Genomic DNA, 25,284 nt, shown 5'->3' on the forward strand with positions numbered 1-25,284 from the left:
TGGTATGAACAAAATGAAAGCAAAACAAATTCGCTTAGCAACTCGACCAAACGGCATGCCTACATATGAGACATTCAAATGGACCGAAGAAACTGTAGCTGATCCTGCACAAGGAGAAGTTGTTTTGAAGTCTCTTTATGCTTCTGTCGATCCTTATATGAGAGGCCGAATGAACGATCGTAAATCGTATGTTGAACCATATGAAGTTGGGGAAGTCATTGCTGGAGGTGTTATCGCTGAAGTGGTGATGACGAATAGCACCCAATTTGAAGTCGGTGATATCGTCATCGGTAATTTAGGTTGGGCCACTCATCAAATCGCCCATGAAGATTCACTTCGAAAGATCGACCCGTCTAAGGGACCATTGACAAACCACCTAGGCATACTTGGAATGCCAGGGATTACAGCTTATTTTGGATTGCTCGACATCGGAAAGCCAGCCGCAGGGGAAACCGTAGTCGTTTCTGGTGCTGCAGGCGCAGTAGGGACAGTCGTCGGTCAAATCGCCAAAATCGTTGGAGCGAAAGTCGTCGGTATCGCTGGTACTGAAGAAAAAATTTCGTATTTGAAACATGAATTGCAATTTGATGAGGTCGTCAATTATAAATCTGAAAACTTCCAAGAGGAATTAAAAGCAGCTTGTGCAGATGGAGTAGACGTTTATTACGATAATGTAGGCGGTACCGTTTCGGATGCTGTATTACGACTTATAAACAAATACGCCCGCATCCCGGTTTGTGGACAAATCGCCTTATACAATTTGGAAAAACCGGATCTCGGTGTGAGGGTACAACCAAATCTCCTTGTTAATAGTGCATTGATGAAAGGATTCATCGTATCCGATTATGGCGCGCATTTTGAAGAAGCCATAACAGACCTGGCCAAATGGTTGAAGGAAGGAAAGCTTCAATCGAAAGAAACGGTTCTTGAAGGATTCGAGAAACTTCCTGAAGCCTTCCTAGGATTATTTAAAGGAGATAATATCGGAAAGTATCTTGTAAAGATTGCAGAGCCATCTGAATAATCATATGAAAGATTGATCCCATGCCAAAAGGGATCAATCTTTTCTTGATAAGTTGATACATAAGGAGAGAGAAGATCATGGATTGGAACACTATCAGTTATTTCATCCTAGCTTCCGTTTTACTTACCATTACACCCGGACCGGATTTCATGTTCGTATTTGCTCAAAGTGTCTCTCATGGTAAGCGTGCCGGTTTCGCTACTGGGCTCGGTTTATGCACAGGACTGATCGGACACACGCTTGCAGCAGCCATCGGCATTTCTGCAATTATTTATCAATCAAGCGTTGCTTTTACGGTTATAAAAGTGGTCGGTGCCGTCTATCTTTTATATCTTGCTGTCCAAGCATTCCGTGAAAATGCACAACCGGAACAGCAAACTGTCAAACGTTATACCCTTATGGCTTTATACCGGAAAGGGATATTAATGAACATACTGAATCCGAAGGTTTCCATATTCTTTCTAGCTTTTCTTCCGCAATTCGTCCATGTAGGAAACGGTTCTGTTCCAGCTCAAATGATTCTGTTGGGTGTGTTATTCATCATACAAGCCTTGCTCATTTTTGCATTGTTGTCTTTCTCAGCTGGAACAATTGGTGAAAAGCTTTGGAACAATCCCGTAATCTTAAAATGGATCAATCGTATGAAAGGACTTGTATTTGCCTTTTTCTCAATACGACTACTATTTGAACAAAAATAAGAAAGGGGATGGACAAATTGGCGAAACGATTAGGAATCGGATGGGATGTCGGAGGATGGATGGGAACGAAGCAAGGCATCGCAGCTGCTTATTTTGATTCGTCCACAGATACTTTTTCATGGATCGGACAACCGAGAAACACGAACATCAAACATCATAAGGAATGGTCTCCGGAAGGAATCATAGATGCGCTTGATTCATCGGTTTCGTTGGATGATTTTGAAGACATCGTTGTTGCCATTGATGCTTCTCTCGGATTTCCGTTAAAGTTTCAGCAACTTGTCAATATGTCCAAGTCAGAGTTGGACATTCCACCTAAAGAAATTTATAATCCGTTCGCTTATCGTGAAACGGAACGACATATCTTTGAGAAATTCAATAAAAAACCATTATCGGCAACGTTCGATAAACTAGGCAACAACACAACGCTTGCATTATCGTATGCATTATCCTGGACTGCCAATCACGACTTTAAAATCATTCCTCAACAGGGATCCAACGATGAATCAAGATCGATTATCGAGGTATATCCAGCTCTTATAAAGGAATCAGAACAAGGTTTCAAAAAGGAAGGCTTATTGGATCTCATTCCAGCGGATCTCCCAAAGAAATCGGATGCGTATGATGCATCCATCTGTGCTTTGTTAGCGCTTCTATTTAAAGGAAATGGCGATCTTATCGAGAATGTAATGTTAACCCATCCACCTGATGAATTCCCATATGTGAAAGAGGAAGGTTGGATCTACTATATCTGAATCGACAGATGTTGACTATAGTCCGCAACCCATTTGTCATTATTTCTGCACTTTTTCAGGCTATCTAATTGCAAAATTGCTGGAATTGGGGATGAGAGAAGTTGAAAAAAACACGGTTATATAAGAGAGATCAAGAGTCGATCGGATACATTTTTCAATATGCTGAGTCAATAGACTATCATACGTATTATGAAAGACCTGCAACGCTCTCATTAATCCCTGATGTCGAACGGAAAGATGTTCTAGATGCAGGCTGCGGTACTGGATGGTATTCAGAATGGTTAGCGAAACATGACGCATACGTAACGGCTATCGATTCAGATGAAAATATGGTGAAAGAGACCAAAGCGCGCATCTTCAGCAGGGGGAACGTTCTTCAAGCTGATTTGAATCAACCGTTAGGAGCGTTAAAAGATCATTCATTTGATCTGATTATTTCTTCATTGACGATGCATTACATAAAAGATTGGGAAAAACCAATGAAAGAATTCAATCGGATCCTCCGAAATAAAGGACGGCTGATATTCTCCGTCATCCACCCTTTTCTGGATTACACACGATTCCCAAACGAGAATTATTTCTCACTTAAACAATTGACGGAAGTACAGGCATCGGCAAAATATAATAACGAGATAAATCTTTATCTTCGCCCTTTGAATGAGATCATAAAACCTTTATATTTAAATGGATTTATCATTGAGAGAATTATAGAACCTCTACCTACTGAAGAATTTCGCAGGGTACATCCGAAGGAATACGAAGATTTAATGAAACACCCTCATTTCCTTTTTATAAGAGCACAAAAAATGACAAGTTTGTAAATTGGGCGACCCTGATCATTAAGAATGTCTAATGGGTCGCTTTTATCTGTTTGCATTTGCGATGACGATTTGAATGTCATGTTCCTTCAAAAGCTCGTGATACCGTTTGCCAGGATCATTGTGGAATATGACGATATCGATCACATCTAAATCAATACTCCTGCAGTATCCCTTATGACCAATGATGGAATCTTCGACAAGCACAATGACTTGATCACCACATTCAGTCATCCTTTTCAAAACGAATGCTTCCTCTTCACTCGAGTGATAAAGACCAGCAGAGGTGAATCCGGTGGCTCCTATAATGACATCGTCCACGTAAGACGTATTGAGTTCTTCGATCAATGAAGCACCAAACAAAAATTTCCCCCGTTTGTCCAACAATCCTCCTAGTAACCGGACATTTGCATGACTATTCTTCGAAAGTATATTCACCTGTTCGATTGAATTGGTTAAAACCAAAACATCATCAATCTCCAATAGATGAGACAAATATTGAACTGTTATAGATCGGTCTAACAGTAGGCGGTCGCCAGACTTTATAAGTGATAATGCAGACTTTGCTAAAGCGCGTAATTCTAAGGATTGAAATTGTTCTTGGGAGTCGACAACAGTTGGTGGAAGAGGGGGGACAACCAATTTCGCTCCACCCCGGGTACGTATGATTTCATCATCATCCTCAAGCCGCACGAGATCCCTTCTGGCCGTATCACGTGATATCCCGAATAAATCAATCATTTGATTGATGGAAATACGTTTATGCTTCTTTAAATACGCTTTGATTTCAAGCAAGCGTTCGTCTTGATACATATAAGAATCCACCCTAGCTTCGTTTTCATTCATTATAAGTGTTTTAAGGCAAACGGGCAATGCATATAACGCTTAAAATGACTTAAAATAATTGAACTTCACTTTCCTTAAAACAGCTTATTTTTGCTTAAGGATAAATAAGTGGTAAAAGTGTCATATAGTAAGTGTAGAGTAGAGGATTTAAGGAATCTTCTAAAGAATGTATGATATACAGAGCTTTAGGGGGGAGTGCGAATGAAACATCCGATTTATGAAGAAGAACAACGATTCAGTGTATGGTTTGTTGTTCTAATCCTCATTCTAGTTACAGGACTTATGTGGTTTGGAATCATCCAACAGATCATCTTTGGTATTCCGTTTGGTACAAATCCTGCTTCTGACGAAGGATTAGTTGTTTTATGGGTAATCTTCGGAATTGGTTTTCCCATCTTTTTTGCATTCATCCGTCTGAAAACTGAGATATACGTAGATGGAATTTATGTTCAATATTTTCCCTTTCATTTTCGTAAGCGGAGGTTTGAATTTGATGAGATCAAAACCTTGAGAGTAGAAACCTATCATCCACTTAAAGAATTTCTAGGCTATGGCCTCCGTTTTAGTTTTAAAGGTGTGACCGCATACAATGTAAAAGGGAAACAGGGAATACGAATTGAAATGATCGATGGAAAGAAATACTTGATAGGGACCCAAGAACCAGAAGCAATCAAAGAAGTCTTGCAATCCCTAAATATAGACGTCAATAATTAAGCTATACGTACTGCCTTTCAATTAGAATCGTCGTATTAGGTTAACAAAAAACAGATTAATTAACAACGGATCATATACTCGGTATACTAGTATTTGAAGTAATAAATAGGGGGATAAGCATGAAGCAAATCAAAAGTGAAAATGATTTCTACAACCTCATTGGTCAAAATACTCACACGGTAATTAAATTCGAAACCGATTGGTGTCCGGATTGCAAACGATTGGATATGTTCATCGGTGAAATCATTGAAGAAAATCGTGATAAAGAATGGTACCAAATCAATAAGGATGAGCATCCTGAAATCGCGGAGAAATATGAAGTGATGGGGATTCCTAGCCTGCTCGTATTCAAGGATGGGGAGAAAATCGGTCATCTACACAGTGCTAACGCAAAAACCCCGGAATCTGTACGAGATTTTCTAAAATCGCAATAATAAACAAAACGGTTGATCTGAATGTGATTGAAACATTTAGGTCAACCTTTTTATTTTGATTCATGGGCGAGTATCCGTATCGTATCTTCAATTTTCCAATACCTTATTAATAAATGGTGGATAGGTTAGGCTATTTCCGTAACATGAGGAGGGGATTTTGGTGGAGAAAAAGAAGAGAAAAATCGAAAAACAGGATGAGAGTATCGTGAAGCCGCATTCTAAAGAAAAAGAGGAGCGAGAAATCAATCCTTGGGATGCGATGTGGGGAATCGGAGTAGACCGGGATGATGAAATCGAAGTGGAGAATACTGATGAGAGCAACGAGACAGATGAAGATAAAGAGGAAGAAGATACACGGGATTTCTGGTTCAATTGGTAACCCATCAAGCTGAAGAAGCTATCAAAGGCTGATTCAGCTTTTTTTGTGTACAAAAAAAGCTTGTAGAGGGTTTCTCTACAAGCTTAACCATTTAATTAAAAGATAATATGTGCCATGAGGACAATTACCGGTAACGTAATCAATGTTCTTTCAAGGAAGATCAATACAAGATCCTTGAAACTGACAGGGATTTTCGAGCCAAGTAACAATCCTCCGACCTCGGACATGTAAATCAACTGTGTGACAGATAGACACGCAATGATGAAACGTGTCATTTCGCTTTCTACAAGCTCAAACCCGATCAATGCTGGTAAGAACATATCAGCAAATCCGACTACCATTGTTTGAGCTGCTGCCGCAGCTTCTGGTACTTGCATGAGTTGTAGTAATGGAACGAAAGGTGCTCCAAGCCATTCAAAGAAAGGTGTTTCTTCAGCTACAATCAAAGCGACTGTTCCGATCGCCATTACAATCGGAATGACACCCATCCACATATCAAGGACGTTTTGTACACCACCCTTGAAGATTGCTTCAGAACTATTTGTTTTGTCCGCTTTACGGGCAGCGGATTGCAAGCCCCATTTCAAGGAAGACATCCCTTCAGGTATATCCTCACTCTTTTGTACATCAGACTCATCCACATACGTATCTTTCTTACGTGAAAGCGGTGGTATACGCGGCATAATCAGTGCTGCAGCAAGACCAGCGAGCACGATAGTCAAGTAATAGGGACCAAAGTAAGCATCCAGTTCCATTTGTTTGAGGACGACAATCGTGAAGGTGATGGATACGACAGAGAATGTGGTTCCAATAACGGCTGCTTCACGCTTCGAATAATTTCCTTCCTCATATTGCTTACTCGTCAACAGGACACCGATTGTCCCATCTCCTAACCAGGATGCAAGACAGTCAATCGAGGACCGGCCTGGCAATGTGAAAATCGGACGCATGATCTTGGTGAGTAGTGCTCCGAATAATTCAAGTAAACCAAAGTTCAAAAGAAGTGGAAGGAATAAACCAGCAAACAAAAATACAGAAAATAATACCGGTATGAGACCTTCGAGCAAAAGACCTCCTGTAGCATCAGACCATACCTGCTCTGGTCCGAGCTTGTATAAGGTCATTATTGCAAAAATCATGCCTAGAATTCTAGCAATAACCCAAACTGGTTTTACATGAAGTAATGATTTCAAAAAAGGACGATCCATAATGTAGGAAGGTTTTGCAATCGTTGCTATCAATGTCAGGATGACTGTCAATGTAATGATAACCGTCATCAAGGTTGGCAGTGTTCCTTCCAACACCCCTTGAATCCAATCAGCAAGAAGTGCAACAGGTATCGTGACTTCTCCTGCGTAACTGATCGGTATCATGAATAGGAAGATCCCAATCAGTGAGGGGATGATGAACTTGATATAACTTGCTGTACTAGGTTTAGAATACGTCTGTTCTTTGTCCATTTGCTAAGATCACCTCTACAATGTTTTTTTCGTGTTGACGTTATGTTTGGATTAATTACTAGACTACCACAAAGATACCTACTTAGAGAACTGTATAAACATGTAAAACTGTGTATTTCTCATAGAAAGGCATATACCTGTGGTGTAAAAGTTTTACTATAAAATAGTAATGCATATGGATGCAAAACTAAAAACGAAACAGCATAATTATAACATACTTAAATTTTCAAAAAAAGATGAAATTTCGAGCAAAACCTACGGAATTCAGCAAGAAGTTCAAAAAATTCACCACTTGTCCCTATCAAAACTCGTCCAACTACATAGTATGTAATGAAAAGAATATTCTTATGGGTATTCTTTTAACGACCTGAAGGAAGGAGGATGTCTTCATGGGTTACGGATATGGAGCAGGATTTGCTTTGATCGTCGTTTTGTTTATTCTCCTTATTATTGTGGGAGTAGCGTTTGTAAGCTACTAGGAGAATCCTAGGCTTGCAAAGGAGTATTGGACTCCTTTTGCAGCCTGATCTTATATAAAAAATTTTATCCAACTTATCTTTAAGGGTTGGCCTATTTGGCAGTAAGGCGAATTCAGCGCAATCTTGAAAAGGTTGTTTAACCAAAGTAAGGAGCCTACCGATGGGTCTGACTCTTTTCTTTTTAACAGATCGTTATTGATTCTGGCTTGCAATCGCTTACTACCATAGGAGTGTCTTGATTTTCCATAATAAACGATGACAAAGGAGTGGAGACATGCCATCCATTATTTTAGCTCCAATAAAAATATCCTCTGTTAATGACGGAAACGTTAACTTCGGAGATTTGTTTTACAACTCACCTGTATCGACCTCGAAGGCCGTTACTGGATCAGGTGGAGGGAATACCGGAGATTTTTCTCAAGTGAATAATTTGTTCAGTGCAGTTATTGCCATTGACCCAGATGTGTCAGATAGCAATAATGTCGGAAATGTATAAAAGAAGAGGGCTTACCCAGAAAGTTAACGACTTCACACACCAAGCGATGTGAGATGTCTTTCCAATCAGGCAAGCCCTTTTATCATTCACCAGAATCTTTTATCTGTACTTTTTTCTTTGGTCGATCATCTGTTAATAGCCGGTACAACCGAATGTACAGAACGCCCTTCTGATAATAGGCATCAATCGGATCTTCACGGACAGAGTAAGGGAGGCTGATTTCCCGCTCGAATCGTCCTTGAAAAATTTCATCCTGTTTAAGTGACATTCCATGAGTTTGTAAACTTGTATTTCCGATTAATTTTACTGAGCTCTTGTATACATAAACCTCGACATCATCAACATTATTCAAACCTGGTAAAGAAATAAGACAAAGCAATTCATTGTCAGATTCATAAATATTAACTTGGGGGCTCTGCTTTTTTGGTTGAGAATCAGGAAAAAAGCTCTGGTTCATGTATTTATCAGCAACTTGTTTCCATTCCATCATTTTAGACCAAGTATCCATAAAATCGCCTCACATGATTTTTGCAATTGGTTACCGCGGTCCTGAGAGCGGCACAAGAGGACCTTCATACGGCTGTTCCACTACACTACCGAAAGGATTTTCAATAGCAGGTGCCGGACCAGTGAAACCTCCCGAGTTGGAGAGATAAGAAACGGGTTTAATTACTCCACTGGTTCCGATTTGTAGAACAGAAGAGTTGGACAGTCCATCAATACGGATTGTTTGAATTGATATGCTCTGGTTCACATAGACATTCATTTCCAGACCCTCCTATTCATAGGGATCGATTGTAAACTGGCGAATATGTTTGACTCTCGCTTCACTGCAAACATAATCCGTCTTTCCCACACGCACGACAGATGAGGCTGCAACCCCGATGATGTTAATTGACTTGACATGGATTGCCGGTATTTCTTGGATGGTATTTACAGGAATGCATTCATATTGAAAGGGAGGGAAAGGAGCAGTGAACATCGGGTACATCTCAAATTCATGTTCACCTGGATCATATGTGGATTCCTGTCTTTGAACTGCAAGGGCCTTTGAAGAGGGCGTAAGTAATCTTGCATCCCCAATCTGGACAATTGATGCGGAAACCAAAGATACAATTTCCATCGTTTGTACAATAGAAGTCCGGTCCATAATCCTATTCCTTTGAGAGCGGGACGAGAGGTGTACCGATTATCAAAGACTCTGGGGGGGTATCAAACATGGACTGACAATTGATGACCTCGCTATCTCCAACCAGAACCATCGCGGACGTACCAAGGCCAATGATTCGAATATCTCCTACGGAAATATCACGGTTGATTACATTAAGTTCCATCCTGTTGCCCTCCTTGGAATTTCTTACGTTCGTTATTCATATATATTTCAATTCCGCTTAAAATATCTTTCTTTATCTGAGTCATGATACGTTCAGCCTCTTGTGCAGGGTTTCTCTGGGCGTTATCTTTTTTGGCAGCCATCATATAATGAGGGAGACGCACGCCCATCTGTTTTTTTATGTCTTCAATGATCAATTTTTTCTGTGAATCATCTAAATGGAATTTGGCTTTCCGTTCTTCCTTATTGATGTCATTGAAAATATCATGATTTAGATAATGATCGACTCCTTGATTGATCCAGTTATACATCTCATCGGTAAAAGGAGTATCGGGTGGTTTTTGTTGATTAACTTGAAAATTGCCTCCGTTCACACCGAGGTCTTCAATATTTTCAAAGCCATTTCCACCAGGTGTCAATCCGATGTTCAACGTTCCTTCAAGCGTCTCGATTTTCAGTTGATCAAACTTGTATTCAATAGAGGTATGAGGGGCATTTTTCAATTGTATCAATTCGTTCTGGAGGGAGGAAAGCAGGTTTTCGAATGAGTCAGATTTTGCTTGCAACTGCCTGACCAATTCTTCCAATTGCTGTATCCGTTGGTGTAAATAATCCAAATTGTTCAAGCCCTTCACCTCCTTATTTCTAACCTATGCGGAATAGAGGAGGATTTAACACAGACTACGCACAAATATATGAAACAAGTTATAGGGATGAACAATCTAGCCTTGGTTACCGATGTTACTTGAATCGATGACATCCGAGTCGATTGTATGCGTAACACTGTAACCGTTATTGACTTGTAAGTAATCCCCTGTATTGAAGGAGCCAGCCCCAGCAAATGTTTTCGTTTGACTTTGAGGTGCCATATGATACACATCTCCGACATTGAAAATAGCCGTACCTGATATTTCGTTGATTTTTATGGCTCCAACCATGGCAGGCATACATAAAACATCCTTTTACTTTCGCGTGGTTTACTTCAACATATGCGTATACCTAATGGAATGTTAAAAGGTACCTCTTCCAACCATCATGCATACACTACAATAGCAAAACCGCCTATATGATCTTTACAGAAAGGAGAGGATCATTTGCCTTCCATCATATTAGCTCCAATAAAAATCAGTACAGTTGAAAGTAATGGTACGGTAAACTTTGGTGACACCTTATACATTTCACCGAAATCCACCTCAAAATCAGCAAGTGGTTCAGGTGGCGGAAACACGGGTGACTTCATGCTTGTCAACAACTTCTGGAATATGACCAATACATTGGATCCGGATATCAGTGATTCAAATAACCTGGCGAACTTCTGATGGTAAGTTAAGGGAGGAGATGTGAAAAGTGGATTTTTTGAAAAACCAGCTGAAAAACCTCTTTAATGATGAAAGATTTGATCAATTATTGAAATCGATCGATCAGCACTTGGAGCACTCTTTGAAGGAATTCGACCATCATTTAAGTCACTTCAATAACAATTATTTTTTTCATGTAGACAGTGCGGAAACTGAAGATGAAGTGATTATCCAGGCTACCTTACCTGTGGGGAATGACGATAAGGTCCATCTGGATATGGTCAACCACCAGCTACGAATCCTGATTCAACGATTTGAAACCGAACAAATCCAGAATAATGAAGGAGAAATATTGAAAAAGGAGAACTATTCCAAACGGATTGAAAGGTATTTGCCTTTACCTCCGAACGTAGCACCTGAGAGCATCAAAGCCTCGATGTCTGGGAACCGTCTGACTGTCAGAGTTCCTAAGGTGAGCAACCAGCATTCGAATATCATAGAAATTGATGAGGAATGATCGATTTTACGTTCATCTCAAAAGAAAAGACGATAATTGAATACCCATATATGAAACAAGAGATCTAAGAGGAAGCACCACTTCCAAATAGATCTCTTTTATTTTATGGATGATGAAGCGGAACCGGCATCTCCATATGGACGAGCGGTGCTGAATAGATCGTCAGTACAATGAAACACAAGGCCCCGAAGATAAGTACACCTTTTATCTTTAATGTCAAAATGCTTGATCCAAATCTTCTATGCAAGTAAAAAAGGTTCATTGTCAGTACAGTAAAATACAAAAGCAGTAGGAAACGAATCAGCTGGTGCCAATCGTGTACCGGTATCATTGCACCGAACATCACGCCCATCATACCTCCCATGATCCCCGTAAGCATACCTTCTAACGCAATAATGTAGTGGATAGGGGATCCACCAATAAGTCCAATAACAGCTCCAATCAACATGGAAAGTAAAGTTACATAAAAGAGGTTTTCATGAAAGAAGAACATAATGAAAAAACCTGCCGTCAAACTAGTTACCATGGTCGTGGACATAACTATACTCTTTGCTTCCATAATATTAATTGCCTTTCTGAATTTGATGGTGATTAAAAGTGTATACAACAACAGAATAAGCAAGATGTAAACAAGTAAAACTGTAGAAAAAGACAATTTCATCGACTCCCTCAATATTTTCCTTCTCATACTTATGCTTCTAGCTGCTGGTACATGTATAACTCGTTTAAGAAAGAGAGACCCTCCTTTTGAATGGAGGATCTCCCTTTGTCTTTTTTAACGTATTGATTGAAACCACTCGCCGAATTTTCCTAAAGGTTGTTTTTTTCGATTTACTGCTTCAAGAGCTGCTTTCACATTGATGACTCCGTTTCCTGTATATTGATCTCTTCCAGGTTGTCCTACATCATCGGTTGTATCCTCAATGATTTTGATAATTTCAGCATTACTCAGCTCTGGCTTATAGGACCTCAGCAATCCGGCAAGTGCCGCCACATGAGGGGTGGCCATCGACGTTCCAGATAGAGACGCATATTGTCCCTTAATATACGTACTGGCAATGTCTACTCCTGGAGCTGCAACATCAATATAATCCCCATAATTTGAGAAATCCGCCCGATTCAGCCTCAAATCAACTGCGGCCACGCCGATTACATTATCAAACGCTGCGGGATAGCTGGTTTGATCCGTATTTTCATTTCCAGAGGCTGCTACCATGATTACATTTTTATCATACGCAAAGTCAATCGCTTCTTTAAGCGCTTTTGATGCTTTATAGTTACCAAGACTCATATTTATGACATCTGCACCGTTTTCAACAGCCCATCGTATTCCTTGCGCAACATCAAACGAGGTACCGTATCCATCCGCATTCATGGCTTTGATTGGCATGATACGGTTATACCACGTCATACCAGCTGTCCCAACACCATTATTGGTCTCTGAAGCGATGATACCGGCAACATGTGTCCCATGTCCGTTGTCATCAATCGGCAAAGGAGAGTCATTCAACACATTATACCCATCAACCAACCGTTTGGAGAGATCAGGGTGCTTTAGGTCGATGCCAGTATCTATGATCGCAATAAGTACATCTTCATTTCCTCTTGTAATTTCCCAACCTTCTTCCGTTCGAATTGCTGGCAAATTCCATTGGTATTGCTGATAGAGCTCATCATCGGTTTCATTCTGTAAATAGATATAATTCGGCTCTGCAAACAAAACATTATTTTTGCTACTGAAATATGTGACCATCTCTTGGGTGGATTGAGATTTGGATTGAAAAATATAAGTAGCATCCAACTCCTTGGATACATTTCCGTTTATTTCGGCTGAAAGCCTTGTCAGTTCTTCCTTGGTTGGTTTCACTTTAAAACGGACGGTCACTTCACGATCGCGGAAATGACTGCTCACTTTTGTTCGATTATGCTTGATGACTCCGATGGATGGGCTTGTATCTAGTTTTTGTACAAGATCTTTCCCATATTGGATGGAGTCCTTTTTTACAAGGTGATTTGACTGCTTCGTACCTAATTTTTCAGGAAGAATCCTTTTGGCAGATTGATCTTCATTAACAAGCGGTGCTTCCACTTTATCTGCCGGCAGGAACAGGATGACCCCTGCAATCAACACTAATAATCCGATTGATAATGCCCAGTTATTATTTTTCATACATCTTCCTCCTCGAACGTCTATCAATAGGATGCGTCGTTCAGAGGAAAATATGAATAAGCTTCAAATTACAGTTGGAGGTTCTTGAACTGTAATGTAATTGTTATCTTTGTATTCTTATCATTTTGAAATTTACATTTGTACCTTCATATCAGTCATTCATGAATTCACAAAATACGAAAATTTTTAATAATTGATGCAAATATTGCCAAGTGGGATTGGTATTCATTCATCATTGGTTTTAAATCATTTTTCCATGGGGAATAGACCCACTGTATTAAGAGACCATTCAGCGTCCTTCTACTAACATTCAATGAAAGGAGACGTGTACGTAAACAACCAGAGGAAGCATGAGGTGATAGCGTGGCGGACAAGCCTATCAAAAAGGTCATGAAAAAAGCTGCAAAGAAAGTGATTGACAAAGCGCCATCGCGTTTGAAAGAGGAAATGAAAGAGGAAGCGATGGATCATGCGGTGGAAAGGATAGAGGATCGTGTCCAGTCAAATGCAAAAACCACTGCAACCCATATATCCAGAGTGAAGGAAGAAAACGCTGAAAAAGCTCATCATCGTGCTGAGAAAGTGAAAGAAAATCTCCAAGAAGTATTACTTTCTGCTAGGGAGAAGCTTAAAAAAGTGAAAGAAGCCGGAAACGAGTTTCAAGAAAAGATGGCTTCCGGCAATGAAACAAATAACAGAATAAAGAGTACAAGAGACATTAAAGGCGTGCGAGATATAAAAAGTTCTACTGAATTGAAAAGCTCAAGGGATATTCCATCAGCAACATCGATAAAAACACTCGGTTCTTAACCTGATCGAAAGGAGAATGTCATATGGCTGTTCAAAAAACAACTGATAGTTCAAGTTTGGCAGAGGTAATCGACAGGATATTGGATAAAGGAATTGTAATTGATGCTTTCGCTAGAGTTTCTGTAGTAGGTATTGAAATATTGACAGTAGAAGCGCGTGTTGTTATTGCAAGTGTTGATACGTGGTTACGTTATGCAGAAGCCGTCGGACTGTTGCGTGATGAAGTGGAAGAGGAAGGGTTGCCTTCTCAATCAAATGAACGGAGAAATGCTCAATTCAGTGTTTAAGAGTTAAGGGTGGTCCATTATGTCAAAGTTTTGGGTCACCCTCTCTATTCTGAAAAACGATAGCAGACTGGAGGAGATTATGGAAATTAAGAAGATTATGGATCATGTCGCGGATTTCTTTCATGAGCATGTAGCCCCTCCACATAAATTTACTTCGGTAGAAGCAAATGGTGATGATGGATGGAAGGTCACGCTTGAAGTGATTGAAGAAAAAGAATACATGAAGAAATATGCAAAGGACGAAATGATTGGAACCTATGAAGTCTTTATAAATAATGAGCAAGAGGTCACCTCATTTAAAAGACAAGACGTTCGGTTCCGAAGTGCTGTGAATGTATGAAGAAGGAAGGGTGACCATTAGGAGGCTCCAATGACTGCATTGAAGGAACGGATATACAAAGATTCACGAACATTCATTCAAGACCGTAAAACAAATCAGTTGATTTCACGCTCCCTTCAATACTTACGGGCTGGTTTTCCAGTTCATTTCACAGGTCCTACTGGAACGGGTAAAACGTCCCTAGCTCTTGAACTGGCGGAGAGACGAAGCAGACCAGTAAGACTCATACACGGTCACACCGAATTGAACAACAAGGATTTGATTGGTAATTATACTGGCTATACCACAAAGAAGGTCATCGATCAGTATGTCCGCTCGGTATATAAAAAGGATGAAACCGTGTCAGAATCATGGGTGGATGGACGCCTGCTTGAAGCAGTTAAGAATGGATACACATTGGTCTACGATGAATTCACGCGTTCACGACCCGTTACGAATAATCTCTTCCTCTCCATATTGGAGGAAGGTGTTCTCCCATTGTACGGAGTGAAGCAGACCGAATCTTTTTGCAGGATTCACCCTGAGTTCAGGGTGATTTTCACAAGCAATCCTGAGGAATATTCCGGCGTTTATCAAAGTCCGGATGCTTTACTTGATCGGATGATTACCATGTACATTGATTACAAGGATATTGAGGCGGAGGCAACAATCCTTACAGAAAAATTCGGTATAAACAAACAAGAAGCCTACTTAATTTCGTCTTTAACCTCTAGACTGCGTAAGAATCAAAATGGCCCGAGTATCCGGGCATCCATGATGATTGCGCGAATTTCAATTGAAGAAGATATTCCGATTGATGGTGGCAATGAAGAATTCCAACAGTTATGTATTGATTTATTATGCTTTCCGATAAGCAGGTCCATTGAATCTGAAGATCCTTTTTCTGAAGCAGAAAAGACAATCTTAGAACTTCTAAACAATTTGAAATAAGGGAGAGGAACGATATGGAACAGAAGGATGAACTCGGAATCTATTTGTTTTGCGGGATCCAAACAGATCAAGAGGATGAGTTTGGTACGGTGGAGATTGAAGGACAATCAAGGAATATTTTCACCATTCATTATAAAGATGCTGCGATGGTAGTGGCTGAGGCTCCATTGAAAATTTACCATCCGAATAAGGAAAACCTTATGTTCCACCAGAATACCGTTTCTGAAGTAATGAACCGTAACGACACAGTGATTCCAATCAGCTTCGGTAATATTTTCAAAACACGTGAAGATGTGAAAGTACTCTTGGAAAATCTTTATCCGCAATTCAAAAAATTGTTCCCGGAAATCAAAGGGAAAATGGAACTTGGATTAAAGGTGATAGGCAAGAAAGAATGGCTCGAATCAAAAGTGAATGAATATGAAGACATTGTGAATAAAGCAGCATCAGTAAATAACAAATCTGAGGCTGCCAGTTATTACGAGCGAATCCAATTAGGAGACTTCGCCCAAAAAATGGTCTCACAAATTCAACAAGAAATAATTGCGGAAATCTATGAACCGCTGAAGGATACAGCTGAAGCTGCAAGGAACAATCCACCGCATGGTGAGAAAATGTTGATGAATGCTTCGTTTCTCATTGATCGGAAGCAAGAGGGTATGTTTGATGAGAAAATAAATGCTGCCCATGAAAAATGGAAGGATAAAGTTGATTTTAAATATACAGGACCTTGGCCAGTTTACAATTTTGTCAACATCCGCTTAAGTGTGGAAGAAAGCTGATGCTCCACAAGCTGGTTACTGCACCTATGAATCTGGTGATCAAAGTAGGTGAAAAGGTCCAAGAGGAGCTCGACAAGGAACTTTATGATCTCCCCACCATCCAACAGAAGCTTATTCAATTGCAAATGATGTATGAATTAGGAGAAATCTCCGAAAGGGCATTCCAAAATAAAGAAGAGGAACTATTAGCCCGCTATGAAATTGCGAAGAAGATGGAGTTGGAAGAATGGGAAGAGCTGACTAAGAAGAAGGAATGAGGAGAAGAAGATGGAACGCTTAATCTACTTATATGGATTTATACGATCTTCTGAATTAACACACAGTTCCTTACCTTCACTAGAAGGTTTCGATCGTAAATCCGAACTTTACCCGATACAAGGGAATACAATCACAGCAATCGTTTGTGGTTTGGATTCGAATGTATATACAGAAGAAACACTACAACAAAAGGTTGATCAGGATGTAGAGTGGTTGAAAAGGAAGGCCCTCCACCATCACGAAACCTTGCTTTCAATAAATGAATTTTTTAATCCTGTAATTCCGTTATCGTTTTGTACCGTCTATAAGTCAGAAAATAGTTTAATCAATAAGATGATTGAAAATGAACAAATGATTTCTGAGACCTTGAACACACTTGATGGAACAGAAGAATGGAATCTGAAAATCTACTGCGATCAGGATAAAGTAAGGGACGTTCTGAAGCAAAGCAGTAAAGAACTAGAAGCAAAAAGAAAAGAGATTCAAGCATTGCCACCAGGCAGGCAATATTTCGAGAAGAAAAAACTTGATAAATGGGTAGAATCACAGCTTGAAAGTAAAAACAATCAAATTTGTGAGCGTATTCATGAGAAGCTGAAAGCATTCTCTATTCAACAAGAAGTTAAGAGCACATGGAGTAAAGAGGTTACTGGATCTAAAGATAAGATGGCCTGGAACAGTGTGTTTCTTCTTCCGGAACATAGGATTAAAGACTATTTGAAAGAGATCGAACGAGAAGAAAGGGCGCACGGAAATAACGGATGGCGATTTGAAGTATCAGGTCCGTGGCCAGCCTATCACTTTTCGAGTATATCTTAGAAATGAGGGATGGATCGTATGTCCCCGAGGCAATCAATTGAAAATAAAGAAGTGGCACTTGTTGATATTCTAGATGTCGTTCTGGATAAAGGGGTTGCAATCAGAGGAGATATACTGATTTCGATTGCTGGAATCGATCTTGTTTATTTGGATTTGAAGGTATTGATCTCTTCAGTTGAAACCCTCGTGAATAACAGTGAATCTGAAAATATGGAGTTTAAAGAAGGTGATATGTGCCATGCATCAAGGTCATCAAACCAACTCACAAATCAATATCGATCCTGATAACGCTCAACAGGGTCTTGCACAATTGGTCATGACTGTAATTGAACTGTTGAGACAAACCATTGAGCGTCAAGCGATGAGAAGAGTAGAAGGCGGGACACTTACAGATGAACAAGTAGAGCAACTAGGTGTCGCCCTCATGAATTTAGAAGAAAAAATGGAAGACCTGAAAGAAATATTTGATTTGAAGGAAGAAGACTTGAACATCGATTTAGGTCCGCTAGGGAATTTGCTTTAATCCGAATTTAACAGACTCCTGCCAAAAGCGGCATAAGGAGGGAAATCGTATGTCTATAGAACATCCTGGACAATCTCATTCAATCGTCGATGTCTTGGAGAAAGTATTAGATAAAGGTGTTGTTGTTGCCGGTGATATACGAGTAGGTCTTGCTGATGTTGAACTATTATCGATAAAAATCCGTTTGATCATCGCATCGGTCGATAAGGCGAAGGAAATCGGCATGGACTGGTGGGAAACGGATCCTTATTTAAGTTCTAAGGCAGCCGAAAAACAAACCCAAGCATTAGAAGAAGAGAACAATGAACTGAAAGAACGCCTGGAGAAGCTGGAGAACAGTCTTCTCCAAACAAACAGATGGAATGCAAATGAGGAGGGGAAAGAATGACGACAATTGCTCAGACTGATAAAGATAGTATATTAGAGTATTTTGTTAGAGCTTCAAATACAGAGGACTTATCTCTAGACATTACATTGAATGTAAAGGGAGCATTGATTTCAGGAACGATGATATCGGCTAAAGAGTATTTCGAAATATTGAGCGGGAAACTGGAAAACGGAAGCAAATCCGCTCAAAAACTTAGTGAAGAGTTTGCCGCGGCAAGTGATGCGGCAGAAAAGCAAGATAATAGAGAAGTCGATTATATTCATATGAAGAATACACGGGTATATTGTGGTGACCGTCATCCGACGCCATCCAAAGGGAAGATTCTCTGGAGAGGGAAGCTGGATCAAATTGACGGATTCTTTCCAGGTAAGATTTCAGAATCAAAAAATGATTCGAAAGAGGAATCCTGACCAATAATGCCAAAAGAAATCCCCCTGAATTTCTCAGGGGGAAACAAGTATTAACCAATAACATGACTTGTCATGCCAAGAAAAGAACCTGCAAAAATGCTTACGATGACCAGGCGCTTCCGGAACAAGGTGAACCCTCCAAACATAATAAAATCCATTGGGCTAATTACGACTGTACAGTATTAATTACCTTTTGCCGTAAATTTTAAACCTCTTCAAAAAGATGGTAAATATCAAGTTGCTTATATGTTCTATAAGAGACACATAAGTTTATCTTATTGAACTGAAATGCGTTCAATAAAAAAAGCTGACTCGAAATCAATCCAGTCAGCTTATCTCTCATCCATGAGTCCTTACTTTATTCAACTGCTACATTATCACAATCGTCACAATAGACATTCTCAATCAATATGTTTTTCGATTCAAAAAACTCTTTAACCTTATCATTGGATAACAATTGACTCACAATAAAGCCGTGACGACTAGGGTCCCTAAGCAGTTCTTGGTCGTAGGTTTGCAGGTTCCAACGGCCTTGTTCGTGTGACCACTGCATTAACATCGTATAGAGACGGCCATTATATACAAAAGCGAACCGCACTTCGTCATTTTGATAAGAGCGTATAACAATCGATTCCATGCTACAACCTTCTTTCTTCAAGAGAATAACTTCTTAGCGTGAGTCTTGGTTCTCAGTGAGGAGACAAGCTGTCGAACAGAATTTATAGAGAACGATTCTTTCGAAAACGGAATAGTCGGGGGTTGATGATAACGTAGAGTGATGGATGATAAATAAGAATGGATGATCGAAAGCAAGAAGACTCTAACGAAAATTTAACGTTCGTAAAAAACATCTACCCTCAGTATATCGGAGATTCTCGTATAAATAAATGTTTCTTTCTTAAAATTAGTACAATTTTAAATAAACAGCCGAATATTACTATCCAATAAGACAAGTATTGAATAGATATTACAAAAACAAGGAATTTGATAGGATACCAATATACTCATTCCCACTGAATAGACATAGAAAACCACCCATCATTTTGAAGGGTGGTTGGAAAGTTTTTAGGCGTACATTTTTTCTAATTCAGCTTGAATTTGTGCATCTTCTAAATATTCGTCATAGGTCATCACTTTGTCCATAAGACCATTGTCTGTGATTTCAATGATACGATTCGCTATCGTTTGAACGAATTGGTGATCATGTGATGCAAAGAGCATGGACCCTTTAAATTTGATCAATCCATTGTTCAATGCTGTAATGGACTCTAGATCCAAATGGTTCGTCGGCTCATCCAGCAATAATACGTTGGCATTGCTGAGCATCATTTTCGATAACATACAACGTACCTTTTCTCCTCCAGATAGAACACTGGCCTTCTTCTTAACTTCCTCTCCGGAGAAAAGCATCCTTCCAAGGAATCCTCTCAAGAACGTATCACTATCATCTTCTGGAGAGTATTGACGCAGCCAATCAACAAGATTCAGATCACAACCCTCGAAGTACTTGGAGTTATCTTTCGGGAAGTAGGCTTGCGAGGTCGTGATGCCCCATTTGTATGAACCACTGTCTGGTTCCATTTCACCCATCAGGATCTTCATGAGGGTGGTTTTTGCGATTTCATTTTTCCCTACTAAAGCGATTTTATCGTCTTTATTCATGACAAAGCTGACATTGTCCAACACTTTAACGCCATTCACAGTCTTTGTAAGTCCTTCAACTCGTAACAAATCATTTCCGATTTCTCTAGCAGGGGAGAACCCTACGAATGGATATCGGCGTGACGATGGCTTGATATCATCCAGAGTAATCTTCTCGAGCAATTTTTTACGAGAGGTCGCTTGCTTGGATTTGGATGCATTCGCGCTGAACCGGGCGATGAAGTTTTGCAAGTCTTTGATTTTTTCTTCCTTCTTCTTATTTTGCTCTTGTGCCATTTTCTGTGCCAATTGACTGGATTCATACCAGAAATCATAGTTTCCGACATAGATCTGAATCTTACCAAAATCCAAATCTGCAATATGCGTACATACTTTATTCAAGAAATGTCGATCATGTGAGACGACAATAACGGTGTTTTCGAAATTAATCAAGAATTCTTCAAGCCAGTGAGTCGCTTTCAAATCCAGACCGTTTGTCGGCTCATCAAGTAAAAGGATATCAGGATTACCGAATAATGCTTGAGCCAACAAGACCTTTACTTTCTCGCTGTTCGTCAAGTCCTTCAATTCTTCCGAATGCAAGTCTTCCTCAATTCCAAGACCTTTCAGAAGGACTGCAGCATCTGATTCTGCTTCCCATCCGTTAAGCTCAGCAAACTCTCCTTCAAGCTCTGCAGCCTTGATTCCATCCTCTTCAGAGAAATCTGGCTTGGCATATATGGCATCCTTTTCTTGGATGATCTCATAAAGCCTTTCGTGTCCCATCATTACTGTATCTAATACTTTATATTCTTCATATTCGAAATGGTTTTGCTTCAATACGGCGAGACGATGTCCTGGTGGGATGTGCACATCACCTTGTTGAGGTTCGATTTCCCCCGATAGGATTTTCAAGAATGTGGATTTACCAGCACCATTGGCCCCAATCAATCCATAGCAGTTACCAGGGTTGAACTTGATGTTCACATCTTCAAACAATTTGCGGTCTGCAAAACGTAAGCCTACGTTTGTCACATTTATCATAATTTAACATTCCTCCAAAAATCAGCTACGTGGAGATTATATCACGTTCTTTTAATTAGAGCGAGGCAGGTGGCAATTCGTACGTTAAGATCATTGCAAAAACGAATCAACATGATATAGTTGTTATAAATATATCAACTTATTTAGGGTTGTTAGATTTACAGCGACCAGGAGGTGACCGAATGGTGATGCAATCGTGTGTATGTATTGCTTCTGATGTGAAAGACTCACGGAAAAAGAATAAGACAGAGCTGCTGGAATCGTTAATGTCTTGCATCAAGTCTCTGAATGATACTTATAAGGAAGATCTATTGGTTGATTTCGACATCCGTAATGGAGATGAATTGATTGGAGTAGTGAAGTCTTTTAAAAAAAGTTATGAGATCGCGGTTACGATGAAATCCATCCTTCAGAAATCCAACATCACGTTATATATCGGGTTGGGGCTTGGCGAGTTGGAAACATCCAATCCTACGATCCACACGATGAATGGGTCAGCAATTTTGAATGCGTTCGATGCTAGAGATCGTTTTTTGAAAGAAAAACACCCGGATTCAAAACATTGGATTCTAGATGAAAAGGAGAGTTCCTTGTTCTTTTATGGGAAGGGGTACCCTTATCAAGCTTTGAATGCCCTCCATTTTGCCATTCAAGAGAAAAAAGAGAAACGAAGTGACAAACAAAACGAAGTGATTTCTCTTGTGAAGAAAAAGCCAGATGCCACTTATGAACAAATCGGAAAAGAGCTCGGATATAAATCAGCTAAATCAACGGTATCCTACTTGCTATCCAGGGCTCAATTCCACATCGTCAATGAGATGGAGAAGGGCTTGACTGATTTATTGAGAAACCTGCAAACAGAGAGGAGGAAGGGGGGACAAAACGATGCATGAACTCCTATTTTTATTTCTTTTCACCCATTTTGCAGCTGATTTTCTATTTCAAACGAACCGTATGATTGAACTGAAAAAAAACAAAAAGCATAAAGGCTTGGGGCTACATATTCTTGTCCATTTCCTTCTGACTTCCGTCGGGGCTATCTTATTCATTTTCCTCACGCAGGGCGGTATGATCCTTATCAGTCAAATTTCCATAACGATCGTACTTGTTCTGATTAGTCATTATCTTATGGATTGGTTAAAGGAGTACCTCCTCTCGCAAGAACGCAGTGTGACATATTCAGCGACATTATTTCTTCTTGACCAAGTTCTTCACGTTTTCTTTATTATCTTGTTCTTCAACGTGACAGGACTGCTGTCCATTCCATGGTCTGAATATTTTGAGATCAGTATGACCTTCTTATTTGATGGAGTCGAAGTATCCAACCTTTCTAAGCTTCTATTAATCGGGATATTTCTTATCCTTGGAACAGAAGGAGCTGGATATTTATTAGGAATCCTTCTAAGGAATTTAGGGCCGAACCCAACACTGCATAAGGACATGTACAGCATTACAGATGAAAAGACAGAAATAAAATCCTCTTTCAACGAGAAAGGGGAAGAAGTGAATGAAGTAACGACGATCAGAACAGAACAATTCTATAAGGATTCTCCACAAAAAATCGGTCGATATATCGGTATGATTGAACGAGTCCTCATAATTGTCTTCATTGTTCAAGGGATTCCTCATGGGATGACGTTCCTTATTGCCGTTAAATCATTGACGAGATTCAAGCAATTTGAAAGTAAGGATTTTGCCGAATATTATTTGATCGGTAGCTTACTGAGTGCCGGCATTGCAATTTTACTTGGATATGCTGTAGTAAGGGTGATTTGATTCTTACCAGCCGGATAACAAGTAAAGTTAAAAACAGACACCTAGAAAGGTGTCTGTTTCATTTTTCATAGCCTGATTAATGATGAAGAGCAGGCTTTTTAGCTTGTGATTTTACTTCGTCCTGATTCGTATGACGGAATATCCAACGGTCCAATCCCAAAACGGCTGCGTTGGATCCAGCAACTATAATCAGGAAGCCTAGAATAATCATGCTCGGATTTTGACCAGCTGAACCAGAAAAAATATATGAAAAGTTCATTATCAAACCCATTAATACGGAAAAGGTCGTGAACACCCCAAGGATGAGTGCAACGCCTACTAAAAACTCTCCCCACGGTACGAGGAAGTTAATGATGGACACATTCGGTAAGGCGACGTGTTCAATGAAATTCGCCCACCATGATTGGACAGCAGGGTGTTCACCTTCTGCTTTCGATAGTGCTCCTTTCAAATAACCTGTAGCATCAAATGAACCCGTGATCTTACCCCAACTGGCTTGTAACCAAACAAAACCTAGATAGATACGTATCAAAGTAAGAACGTATCTGGCTCCTTTATTCGTCCTTAAAAAGTTGATCATCATTTTACCTCCAGACTATTTGTTTACCTAATGCAACATTTTGGATTATATGCACATTATAGGATTGACTTGATTAAAAGACAATACGGAATCCCATAATCATGACAAAACGCACACTAAAAAGGAAATTAACGGAAAGGAAGGGGATGTATAAATTTTATAATTGGTAAAAACCTAATTAATGAAGTGATTTAAACAAAGGAGGATCTGATATGAGTCATAAACGGAATGACGGACAGCGTGCAGTGGAAAGAACTGCGAAGACAATTAAAGATGGCGCTGATACAGCATTTGATAGTGTACAAAACGCTGTTGAAGCAACTGAGAGTGCTGCTATGAATGCAGTAGATAAGACTGCTGATGCACTCAATAAACAAATCGAGAGAAACAAAGATCGTTTTTAAGCAGGTTAAGGATGAAATATAATGAGGCTGACCTTTTGGGTCAGCCTCTTTTTCTTGTTATTCTTTCGTACTTTTACGGGCGTGTTCATTCGTCGCGATAATTGCATCTTTTATGATTTTCTTCAAGCTTTGTTCCTCAAGGACACTTACGCCAGCAGCGGTTGATCCTCCTGGTGTGGTGACCTGAGCTCTTAGTTCATCAGCATTGGTCCCGGTCTCAAGCATGGCGGCTGATCCACTGATCATTTTTGTTACAAGCCTTTTCGCTTGTTCGTTCGTTAATCCATATTCCTTTGCGGTCTCTTGGAGTGCTTCTGTAACAAGATAAAGAAATGCAGGTGCACTTCCAGTAACGGCAGTTAAGTCGTGAACTTGCTGTTCAGTCAATTCTTCATACTCACCAATGGAAGAAAGGATATGTTCAATAATCTTCCGATGATGGTGTTCAATGCTTTTCCCACATGCGAAGGTGGTCATTGATTTTCCAATCAACGCAGCCGTATTGGGCATGAACCAACATACTGGAGTATCTTCAGGTAAATGTACTTCCATTGTAGATGGATCAATTCCGGCTGCAACAGTTATGATAAGTTGTTTATCAAGATGGTTAGAAAGTTCTGAGAAGAGTGCTTCATGAGCTGATGGAGGTGCAGCGAGGATGATGACATCACTCTTATGTACGACTGATTTCCAATCGCTCGTAGTATGAACTTGATATTTTGTCTTTAGTTTTGATAGTCGTTCCTGATCTGATTTGTTAGACACCGTAATCGAGTTAAATGCAGTTTCTTCTTTATTCCTCAGACCGGATACGATCGCTTCTGCCATACGTCCAGCACCAATCATCAACAGATTATAGTTGGCCATTTCT

39 protein-coding genes are annotated in these 25,284 nt (G+C 39.8%); 25 read left to right on the top strand and 14 right to left on the bottom strand.

Annotated features, from left to right (window positions below; all coding sequences use genetic code 11):
- Positions 1 to 13: 13 nt before the first annotated feature.
- The 4 genes from V1497_RS09670 to V1497_RS09685 all read left to right on the top strand — a co-directional run bounded on the left by V1497_RS09670 (position 14) and on the right by V1497_RS09685 (position 3,298).
- Positions 14 to 1,024: an NADP-dependent oxidoreductase gene (locus V1497_RS09670; protein WP_349407355.1), complete on the top strand. Its 1,011-nt coding sequence runs from the start codon at positions 14 to 16 to the stop codon at positions 1,022 to 1,024.
- 77 nt (positions 1,025 to 1,101) lie between these two features.
- On the top strand, positions 1,102 to 1,722 hold the full coding sequence (locus tag V1497_RS09675) for a LysE family translocator (protein ID WP_349407356.1): 621 nt from the start codon (positions 1,102 to 1,104) through the stop codon (positions 1,720 to 1,722).
- A gap of 17 nt (positions 1,723 to 1,739) precedes the next feature.
- On the top strand, positions 1,740 to 2,477 hold the full coding sequence (locus V1497_RS09680) for a hypothetical protein (protein ID WP_349407357.1): 738 nt from the start codon (positions 1,740 to 1,742) through the stop codon (positions 2,475 to 2,477).
- A gap of 101 nt (positions 2,478 to 2,578) precedes the next feature.
- Entirely contained in the window at positions 2,579 to 3,298 is a 720-nt protein-coding gene (locus tag V1497_RS09685) for a class I SAM-dependent methyltransferase (RefSeq protein ID WP_349407358.1), read from the top strand.
- A 42-nt stretch (positions 3,299 to 3,340) separates the two neighbouring features.
- Here the strand turns inward: V1497_RS09685 and V1497_RS09690 are convergent, their stop codons facing one another.
- Positions 3,341 to 4,108: a DeoR/GlpR family DNA-binding transcription regulator gene (locus V1497_RS09690; protein ID WP_349407359.1), complete on the bottom strand. Its 768-nt coding sequence runs from the start codon at positions 4,106 to 4,108 to the stop codon at positions 3,341 to 3,343.
- 234 nt (positions 4,109 to 4,342) lie between these two features.
- On the opposite strand from V1497_RS09690, the gene V1497_RS09695 reads away from it, so the two are divergent.
- From V1497_RS09695 to V1497_RS09705, 3 genes are all read left to right on the top strand, one after another.
- On the top strand, positions 4,343 to 4,855 hold the full coding sequence (locus V1497_RS09695; protein ID WP_349407360.1) for a DUF6141 family protein: 513 nt from the start codon (positions 4,343 to 4,345) through the stop codon (positions 4,853 to 4,855).
- Between the two features lie 119 nt (positions 4,856 to 4,974).
- Positions 4,975 to 5,289 (top strand): thioredoxin family protein, encoded by a 315-nt coding sequence (locus V1497_RS09700; RefSeq protein ID WP_349407361.1) that lies wholly within the window; start codon positions 4,975 to 4,977, stop codon positions 5,287 to 5,289.
- 160 nt (positions 5,290 to 5,449) lie between these two features.
- Positions 5,450 to 5,668 (top strand): hypothetical protein, encoded by a 219-nt coding sequence (locus V1497_RS09705; protein ID WP_349407362.1) that lies wholly within the window; start codon positions 5,450 to 5,452, stop codon positions 5,666 to 5,668.
- A 95-nt stretch (positions 5,669 to 5,763) separates the two neighbouring features.
- On the opposite strand, the gene V1497_RS09710 is transcribed toward V1497_RS09705, so the two are convergent.
- Entirely contained in the window at positions 5,764 to 7,128 is a 1,365-nt protein-coding gene (locus tag V1497_RS09710) for a YjiH family protein (RefSeq protein ID WP_349407363.1), read from the bottom strand.
- A 389-nt stretch (positions 7,129 to 7,517) separates the two neighbouring features.
- On the opposite strand from V1497_RS09710, the gene V1497_RS09715 reads away from it, so the two are divergent.
- Positions 7,518 to 7,607, top strand: coding sequence for a YjcZ family sporulation protein (locus tag V1497_RS09715; RefSeq protein WP_349407364.1), 90 nt, complete (start codon positions 7,518 to 7,520; stop codon positions 7,605 to 7,607).
- 274 nt (positions 7,608 to 7,881) lie between these two features.
- Positions 7,882 to 8,103: a spore germination protein gene (locus V1497_RS09720; RefSeq protein ID WP_349407365.1), complete on the top strand. Its 222-nt coding sequence runs from the start codon at positions 7,882 to 7,884 to the stop codon at positions 8,101 to 8,103.
- A gap of 82 nt (positions 8,104 to 8,185) precedes the next feature.
- On the opposite strand, the gene V1497_RS09725 is transcribed toward V1497_RS09720, so the two are convergent.
- The 6 genes from V1497_RS09725 to V1497_RS09750 form a co-directional block, all read right to left on the bottom strand.
- Positions 8,186 to 8,611 (bottom strand): Hsp20/alpha crystallin family protein, encoded by a 426-nt coding sequence (locus V1497_RS09725; protein WP_349407366.1) that lies wholly within the window; start codon positions 8,609 to 8,611, stop codon positions 8,186 to 8,188.
- A gap of 30 nt (positions 8,612 to 8,641) precedes the next feature.
- Positions 8,642 to 8,869, bottom strand: a complete 228-nt coding sequence (locus tag V1497_RS09730; RefSeq protein WP_349407367.1) for a spore germination protein GerPB — start codon at positions 8,867 to 8,869, stop codon at positions 8,642 to 8,644.
- A gap of 12 nt (positions 8,870 to 8,881) precedes the next feature.
- Positions 8,882 to 9,253, bottom strand: a complete 372-nt coding sequence (locus tag V1497_RS09735) for a spore germination protein GerPE (RefSeq protein ID WP_349407368.1) — start codon at positions 9,251 to 9,253, stop codon at positions 8,882 to 8,884.
- Positions 9,254 to 9,257: 4 nt separating this feature from the next.
- The gene (locus V1497_RS09740; RefSeq protein ID WP_349407369.1) at positions 9,258 to 9,437 is read right to left on the bottom strand and encodes a spore gernimation protein GerPD; all 180 of its coding nucleotides are present in this window, start codon (positions 9,435 to 9,437) and stop codon (positions 9,258 to 9,260) included.
- On the bottom strand, positions 9,427 to 10,062 hold the full coding sequence (gene gerPC / locus V1497_RS09745; RefSeq protein ID WP_349407370.1) for a spore germination protein GerPC: 636 nt from the start codon (positions 10,060 to 10,062) through the stop codon (positions 9,427 to 9,429). The genes V1497_RS09740 and gerPC overlap by 11 nt, the downstream gene beginning before the upstream one ends.
- Before the next feature lie 96 nt (positions 10,063 to 10,158).
- Positions 10,159 to 10,383, bottom strand: coding sequence for a spore germination protein (locus tag V1497_RS09750; protein ID WP_226548762.1), 225 nt, complete (start codon positions 10,381 to 10,383; stop codon positions 10,159 to 10,161).
- Between the two features lie 147 nt (positions 10,384 to 10,530).
- Here V1497_RS09750 and V1497_RS09755 point away from each other — a divergent pair, with 147 nt between their 5' ends.
- Together V1497_RS09755 and V1497_RS09760 are read left to right on the top strand one after the other, a co-directional pair.
- Positions 10,531 to 10,755 carry a spore germination protein gene (locus tag V1497_RS09755; RefSeq protein ID WP_349407371.1) on the top strand — a complete coding sequence of 75 codons (225 nt, stop codon included), beginning with the start codon at positions 10,531 to 10,533 and terminating at the stop codon, positions 10,753 to 10,755.
- Positions 10,756 to 10,783: 28 nt separating this feature from the next.
- Positions 10,784 to 11,251 (top strand): Hsp20/alpha crystallin family protein, encoded by a 468-nt coding sequence (locus tag V1497_RS09760; RefSeq protein WP_349407372.1) that lies wholly within the window; start codon positions 10,784 to 10,786, stop codon positions 11,249 to 11,251.
- Positions 11,252 to 11,354: 103 nt separating this feature from the next.
- Here the strand turns inward: V1497_RS09760 and V1497_RS09765 are convergent, their stop codons facing one another.
- Complete coding sequence (locus V1497_RS09765; protein WP_349407373.1) at positions 11,355 to 11,789, bottom strand: hypothetical protein; 435 nt, start codon at positions 11,787 to 11,789, stop codon at positions 11,355 to 11,357.
- 237 nt (positions 11,790 to 12,026) lie between these two features.
- Positions 12,027 to 13,421: a S8 family peptidase gene (locus tag V1497_RS09770; protein ID WP_349407374.1), complete on the bottom strand. Its 1,395-nt coding sequence runs from the start codon at positions 13,419 to 13,421 to the stop codon at positions 12,027 to 12,029.
- 363 nt (positions 13,422 to 13,784) lie between these two features.
- On the opposite strand from V1497_RS09770, the gene gvpQ reads away from it, so the two are divergent.
- The 11 genes from gvpQ to gvpU all read left to right on the top strand — a co-directional run bounded on the left by gvpQ (position 13,785) and on the right by gvpU (position 18,968).
- Positions 13,785 to 14,231: a gas vesicle protein GvpQ gene (gene gvpQ / locus V1497_RS09775; protein ID WP_349407375.1), complete on the top strand. Its 447-nt coding sequence runs from the start codon at positions 13,785 to 13,787 to the stop codon at positions 14,229 to 14,231.
- Between the two features lie 23 nt (positions 14,232 to 14,254).
- On the top strand, positions 14,255 to 14,518 hold the full coding sequence (gene gvpA / locus V1497_RS09780; protein ID WP_349407376.1) for a gas vesicle structural protein GvpA: 264 nt from the start codon (positions 14,255 to 14,257) through the stop codon (positions 14,516 to 14,518).
- A 79-nt stretch (positions 14,519 to 14,597) separates the two neighbouring features.
- On the top strand, positions 14,598 to 14,858 hold the full coding sequence (gvpO, locus tag V1497_RS09785) for a gas vesicle protein GvpO (protein WP_349410787.1): 261 nt from the start codon (positions 14,598 to 14,600) through the stop codon (positions 14,856 to 14,858).
- Between the two features lie 30 nt (positions 14,859 to 14,888).
- Positions 14,889 to 15,788, top strand: coding sequence for a gas vesicle protein GvpN (gvpN, locus tag V1497_RS09790; protein ID WP_349407377.1), 900 nt, complete (start codon positions 14,889 to 14,891; stop codon positions 15,786 to 15,788).
- Between the two features lie 14 nt (positions 15,789 to 15,802).
- Positions 15,803 to 16,570, top strand: coding sequence for a GvpL/GvpF family gas vesicle protein (locus V1497_RS09795; RefSeq protein ID WP_349407378.1), 768 nt, complete (start codon positions 15,803 to 15,805; stop codon positions 16,568 to 16,570).
- Complete coding sequence (locus V1497_RS09800; RefSeq protein ID WP_349407379.1) at positions 16,570 to 16,827, top strand: gas vesicle protein GvpG; 258 nt, start codon at positions 16,570 to 16,572, stop codon at positions 16,825 to 16,827. The genes V1497_RS09795 and V1497_RS09800 overlap by 1 nt, the downstream gene beginning before the upstream one ends.
- Positions 16,828 to 16,837: 10 nt before the next feature.
- Positions 16,838 to 17,647 (top strand): GvpL/GvpF family gas vesicle protein, encoded by an 810-nt coding sequence (locus V1497_RS09805; RefSeq protein ID WP_349407380.1) that lies wholly within the window; start codon positions 16,838 to 16,840, stop codon positions 17,645 to 17,647.
- 18 nt (positions 17,648 to 17,665) lie between these two features.
- Positions 17,666 to 17,932: a gas vesicle protein gene (locus V1497_RS09810; RefSeq protein ID WP_349407381.1), complete on the top strand. Its 267-nt coding sequence runs from the start codon at positions 17,666 to 17,668 to the stop codon at positions 17,930 to 17,932.
- Complete coding sequence (locus V1497_RS09815) at positions 17,886 to 18,170, top strand: gas vesicle protein K (RefSeq protein ID WP_349407382.1); 285 nt, start codon at positions 17,886 to 17,888, stop codon at positions 18,168 to 18,170. Before V1497_RS09810 ends, V1497_RS09815 begins: the two co-directional genes overlap by 47 nt.
- Before the next feature lie 49 nt (positions 18,171 to 18,219).
- The gene (locus tag V1497_RS09820; RefSeq protein ID WP_349407383.1) at positions 18,220 to 18,558 is read left to right on the top strand and encodes a gas vesicle protein; all 339 of its coding nucleotides are present in this window, start codon (positions 18,220 to 18,222) and stop codon (positions 18,556 to 18,558) included.
- A complete protein-coding gene (gene gvpU / locus V1497_RS09825) occupies positions 18,555 to 18,968 on the top strand; it encodes a gas vesicle accessory protein GvpU (protein ID WP_349407384.1) in 414 nt (137 codons plus the stop codon). The genes V1497_RS09820 and gvpU overlap by 4 nt, the downstream gene beginning before the upstream one ends.
- 358 nt (positions 18,969 to 19,326) lie before the next feature.
- Here the strand turns inward: gvpU and V1497_RS09830 are convergent, their stop codons facing one another.
- On the bottom strand, positions 19,327 to 19,605 hold the full coding sequence (locus V1497_RS09830; protein ID WP_349407385.1) for a hypothetical protein: 279 nt from the start codon (positions 19,603 to 19,605) through the stop codon (positions 19,327 to 19,329).
- A 428-nt stretch (positions 19,606 to 20,033) separates the two neighbouring features.
- A complete protein-coding gene (locus V1497_RS09835) occupies positions 20,034 to 21,653 on the bottom strand; it encodes an ABC-F family ATP-binding cassette domain-containing protein (protein ID WP_349407386.1) in 1,620 nt (539 codons plus the stop codon).
- Between the two features lie 182 nt (positions 21,654 to 21,835).
- Between V1497_RS09835 and V1497_RS09840 the strand changes: the two genes are divergently transcribed.
- Positions 21,836 to 22,546 carry a SatD family protein gene (locus V1497_RS09840; protein ID WP_349407387.1) on the top strand — a complete coding sequence of 237 codons (711 nt, stop codon included), beginning with the start codon at positions 21,836 to 21,838 and terminating at the stop codon, positions 22,544 to 22,546.
- On the top strand, positions 22,539 to 23,429 hold the full coding sequence (locus tag V1497_RS09845) for a DUF3307 domain-containing protein (protein WP_349407388.1): 891 nt from the start codon (positions 22,539 to 22,541) through the stop codon (positions 23,427 to 23,429). Before V1497_RS09840 ends, V1497_RS09845 begins: the two co-directional genes overlap by 8 nt.
- A gap of 76 nt (positions 23,430 to 23,505) precedes the next feature.
- On the opposite strand, the gene V1497_RS09850 is transcribed toward V1497_RS09845, so the two are convergent.
- Positions 23,506 to 24,012: a DoxX family protein gene (locus tag V1497_RS09850; protein ID WP_349407389.1), complete on the bottom strand. Its 507-nt coding sequence runs from the start codon at positions 24,010 to 24,012 to the stop codon at positions 23,506 to 23,508.
- A gap of 209 nt (positions 24,013 to 24,221) precedes the next feature.
- On the opposite strand from V1497_RS09850, the gene V1497_RS09855 reads away from it, so the two are divergent.
- Complete coding sequence (locus V1497_RS09855; RefSeq protein WP_349407390.1) at positions 24,222 to 24,413, top strand: hypothetical protein; 192 nt, start codon at positions 24,222 to 24,224, stop codon at positions 24,411 to 24,413.
- A 57-nt stretch (positions 24,414 to 24,470) separates the two neighbouring features.
- Here V1497_RS09855 and proC read toward each other — a convergent pair whose 3' ends face one another.
- Positions 24,471 to 25,280, bottom strand: coding sequence for a pyrroline-5-carboxylate reductase (gene proC, locus V1497_RS09860; RefSeq protein WP_349407391.1), 810 nt, complete (start codon positions 25,278 to 25,280; stop codon positions 24,471 to 24,473).
- Positions 25,281 to 25,284: the final 4 nt, after the last annotated feature.

The organism is Pseudalkalibacillus sp. SCS-8, from assembly GCF_040126055.1.
Lineage (GTDB): Bacteria > Bacillota > Bacilli > Bacillales > Fictibacillaceae > Pseudalkalibacillus > Pseudalkalibacillus nanhaiensis.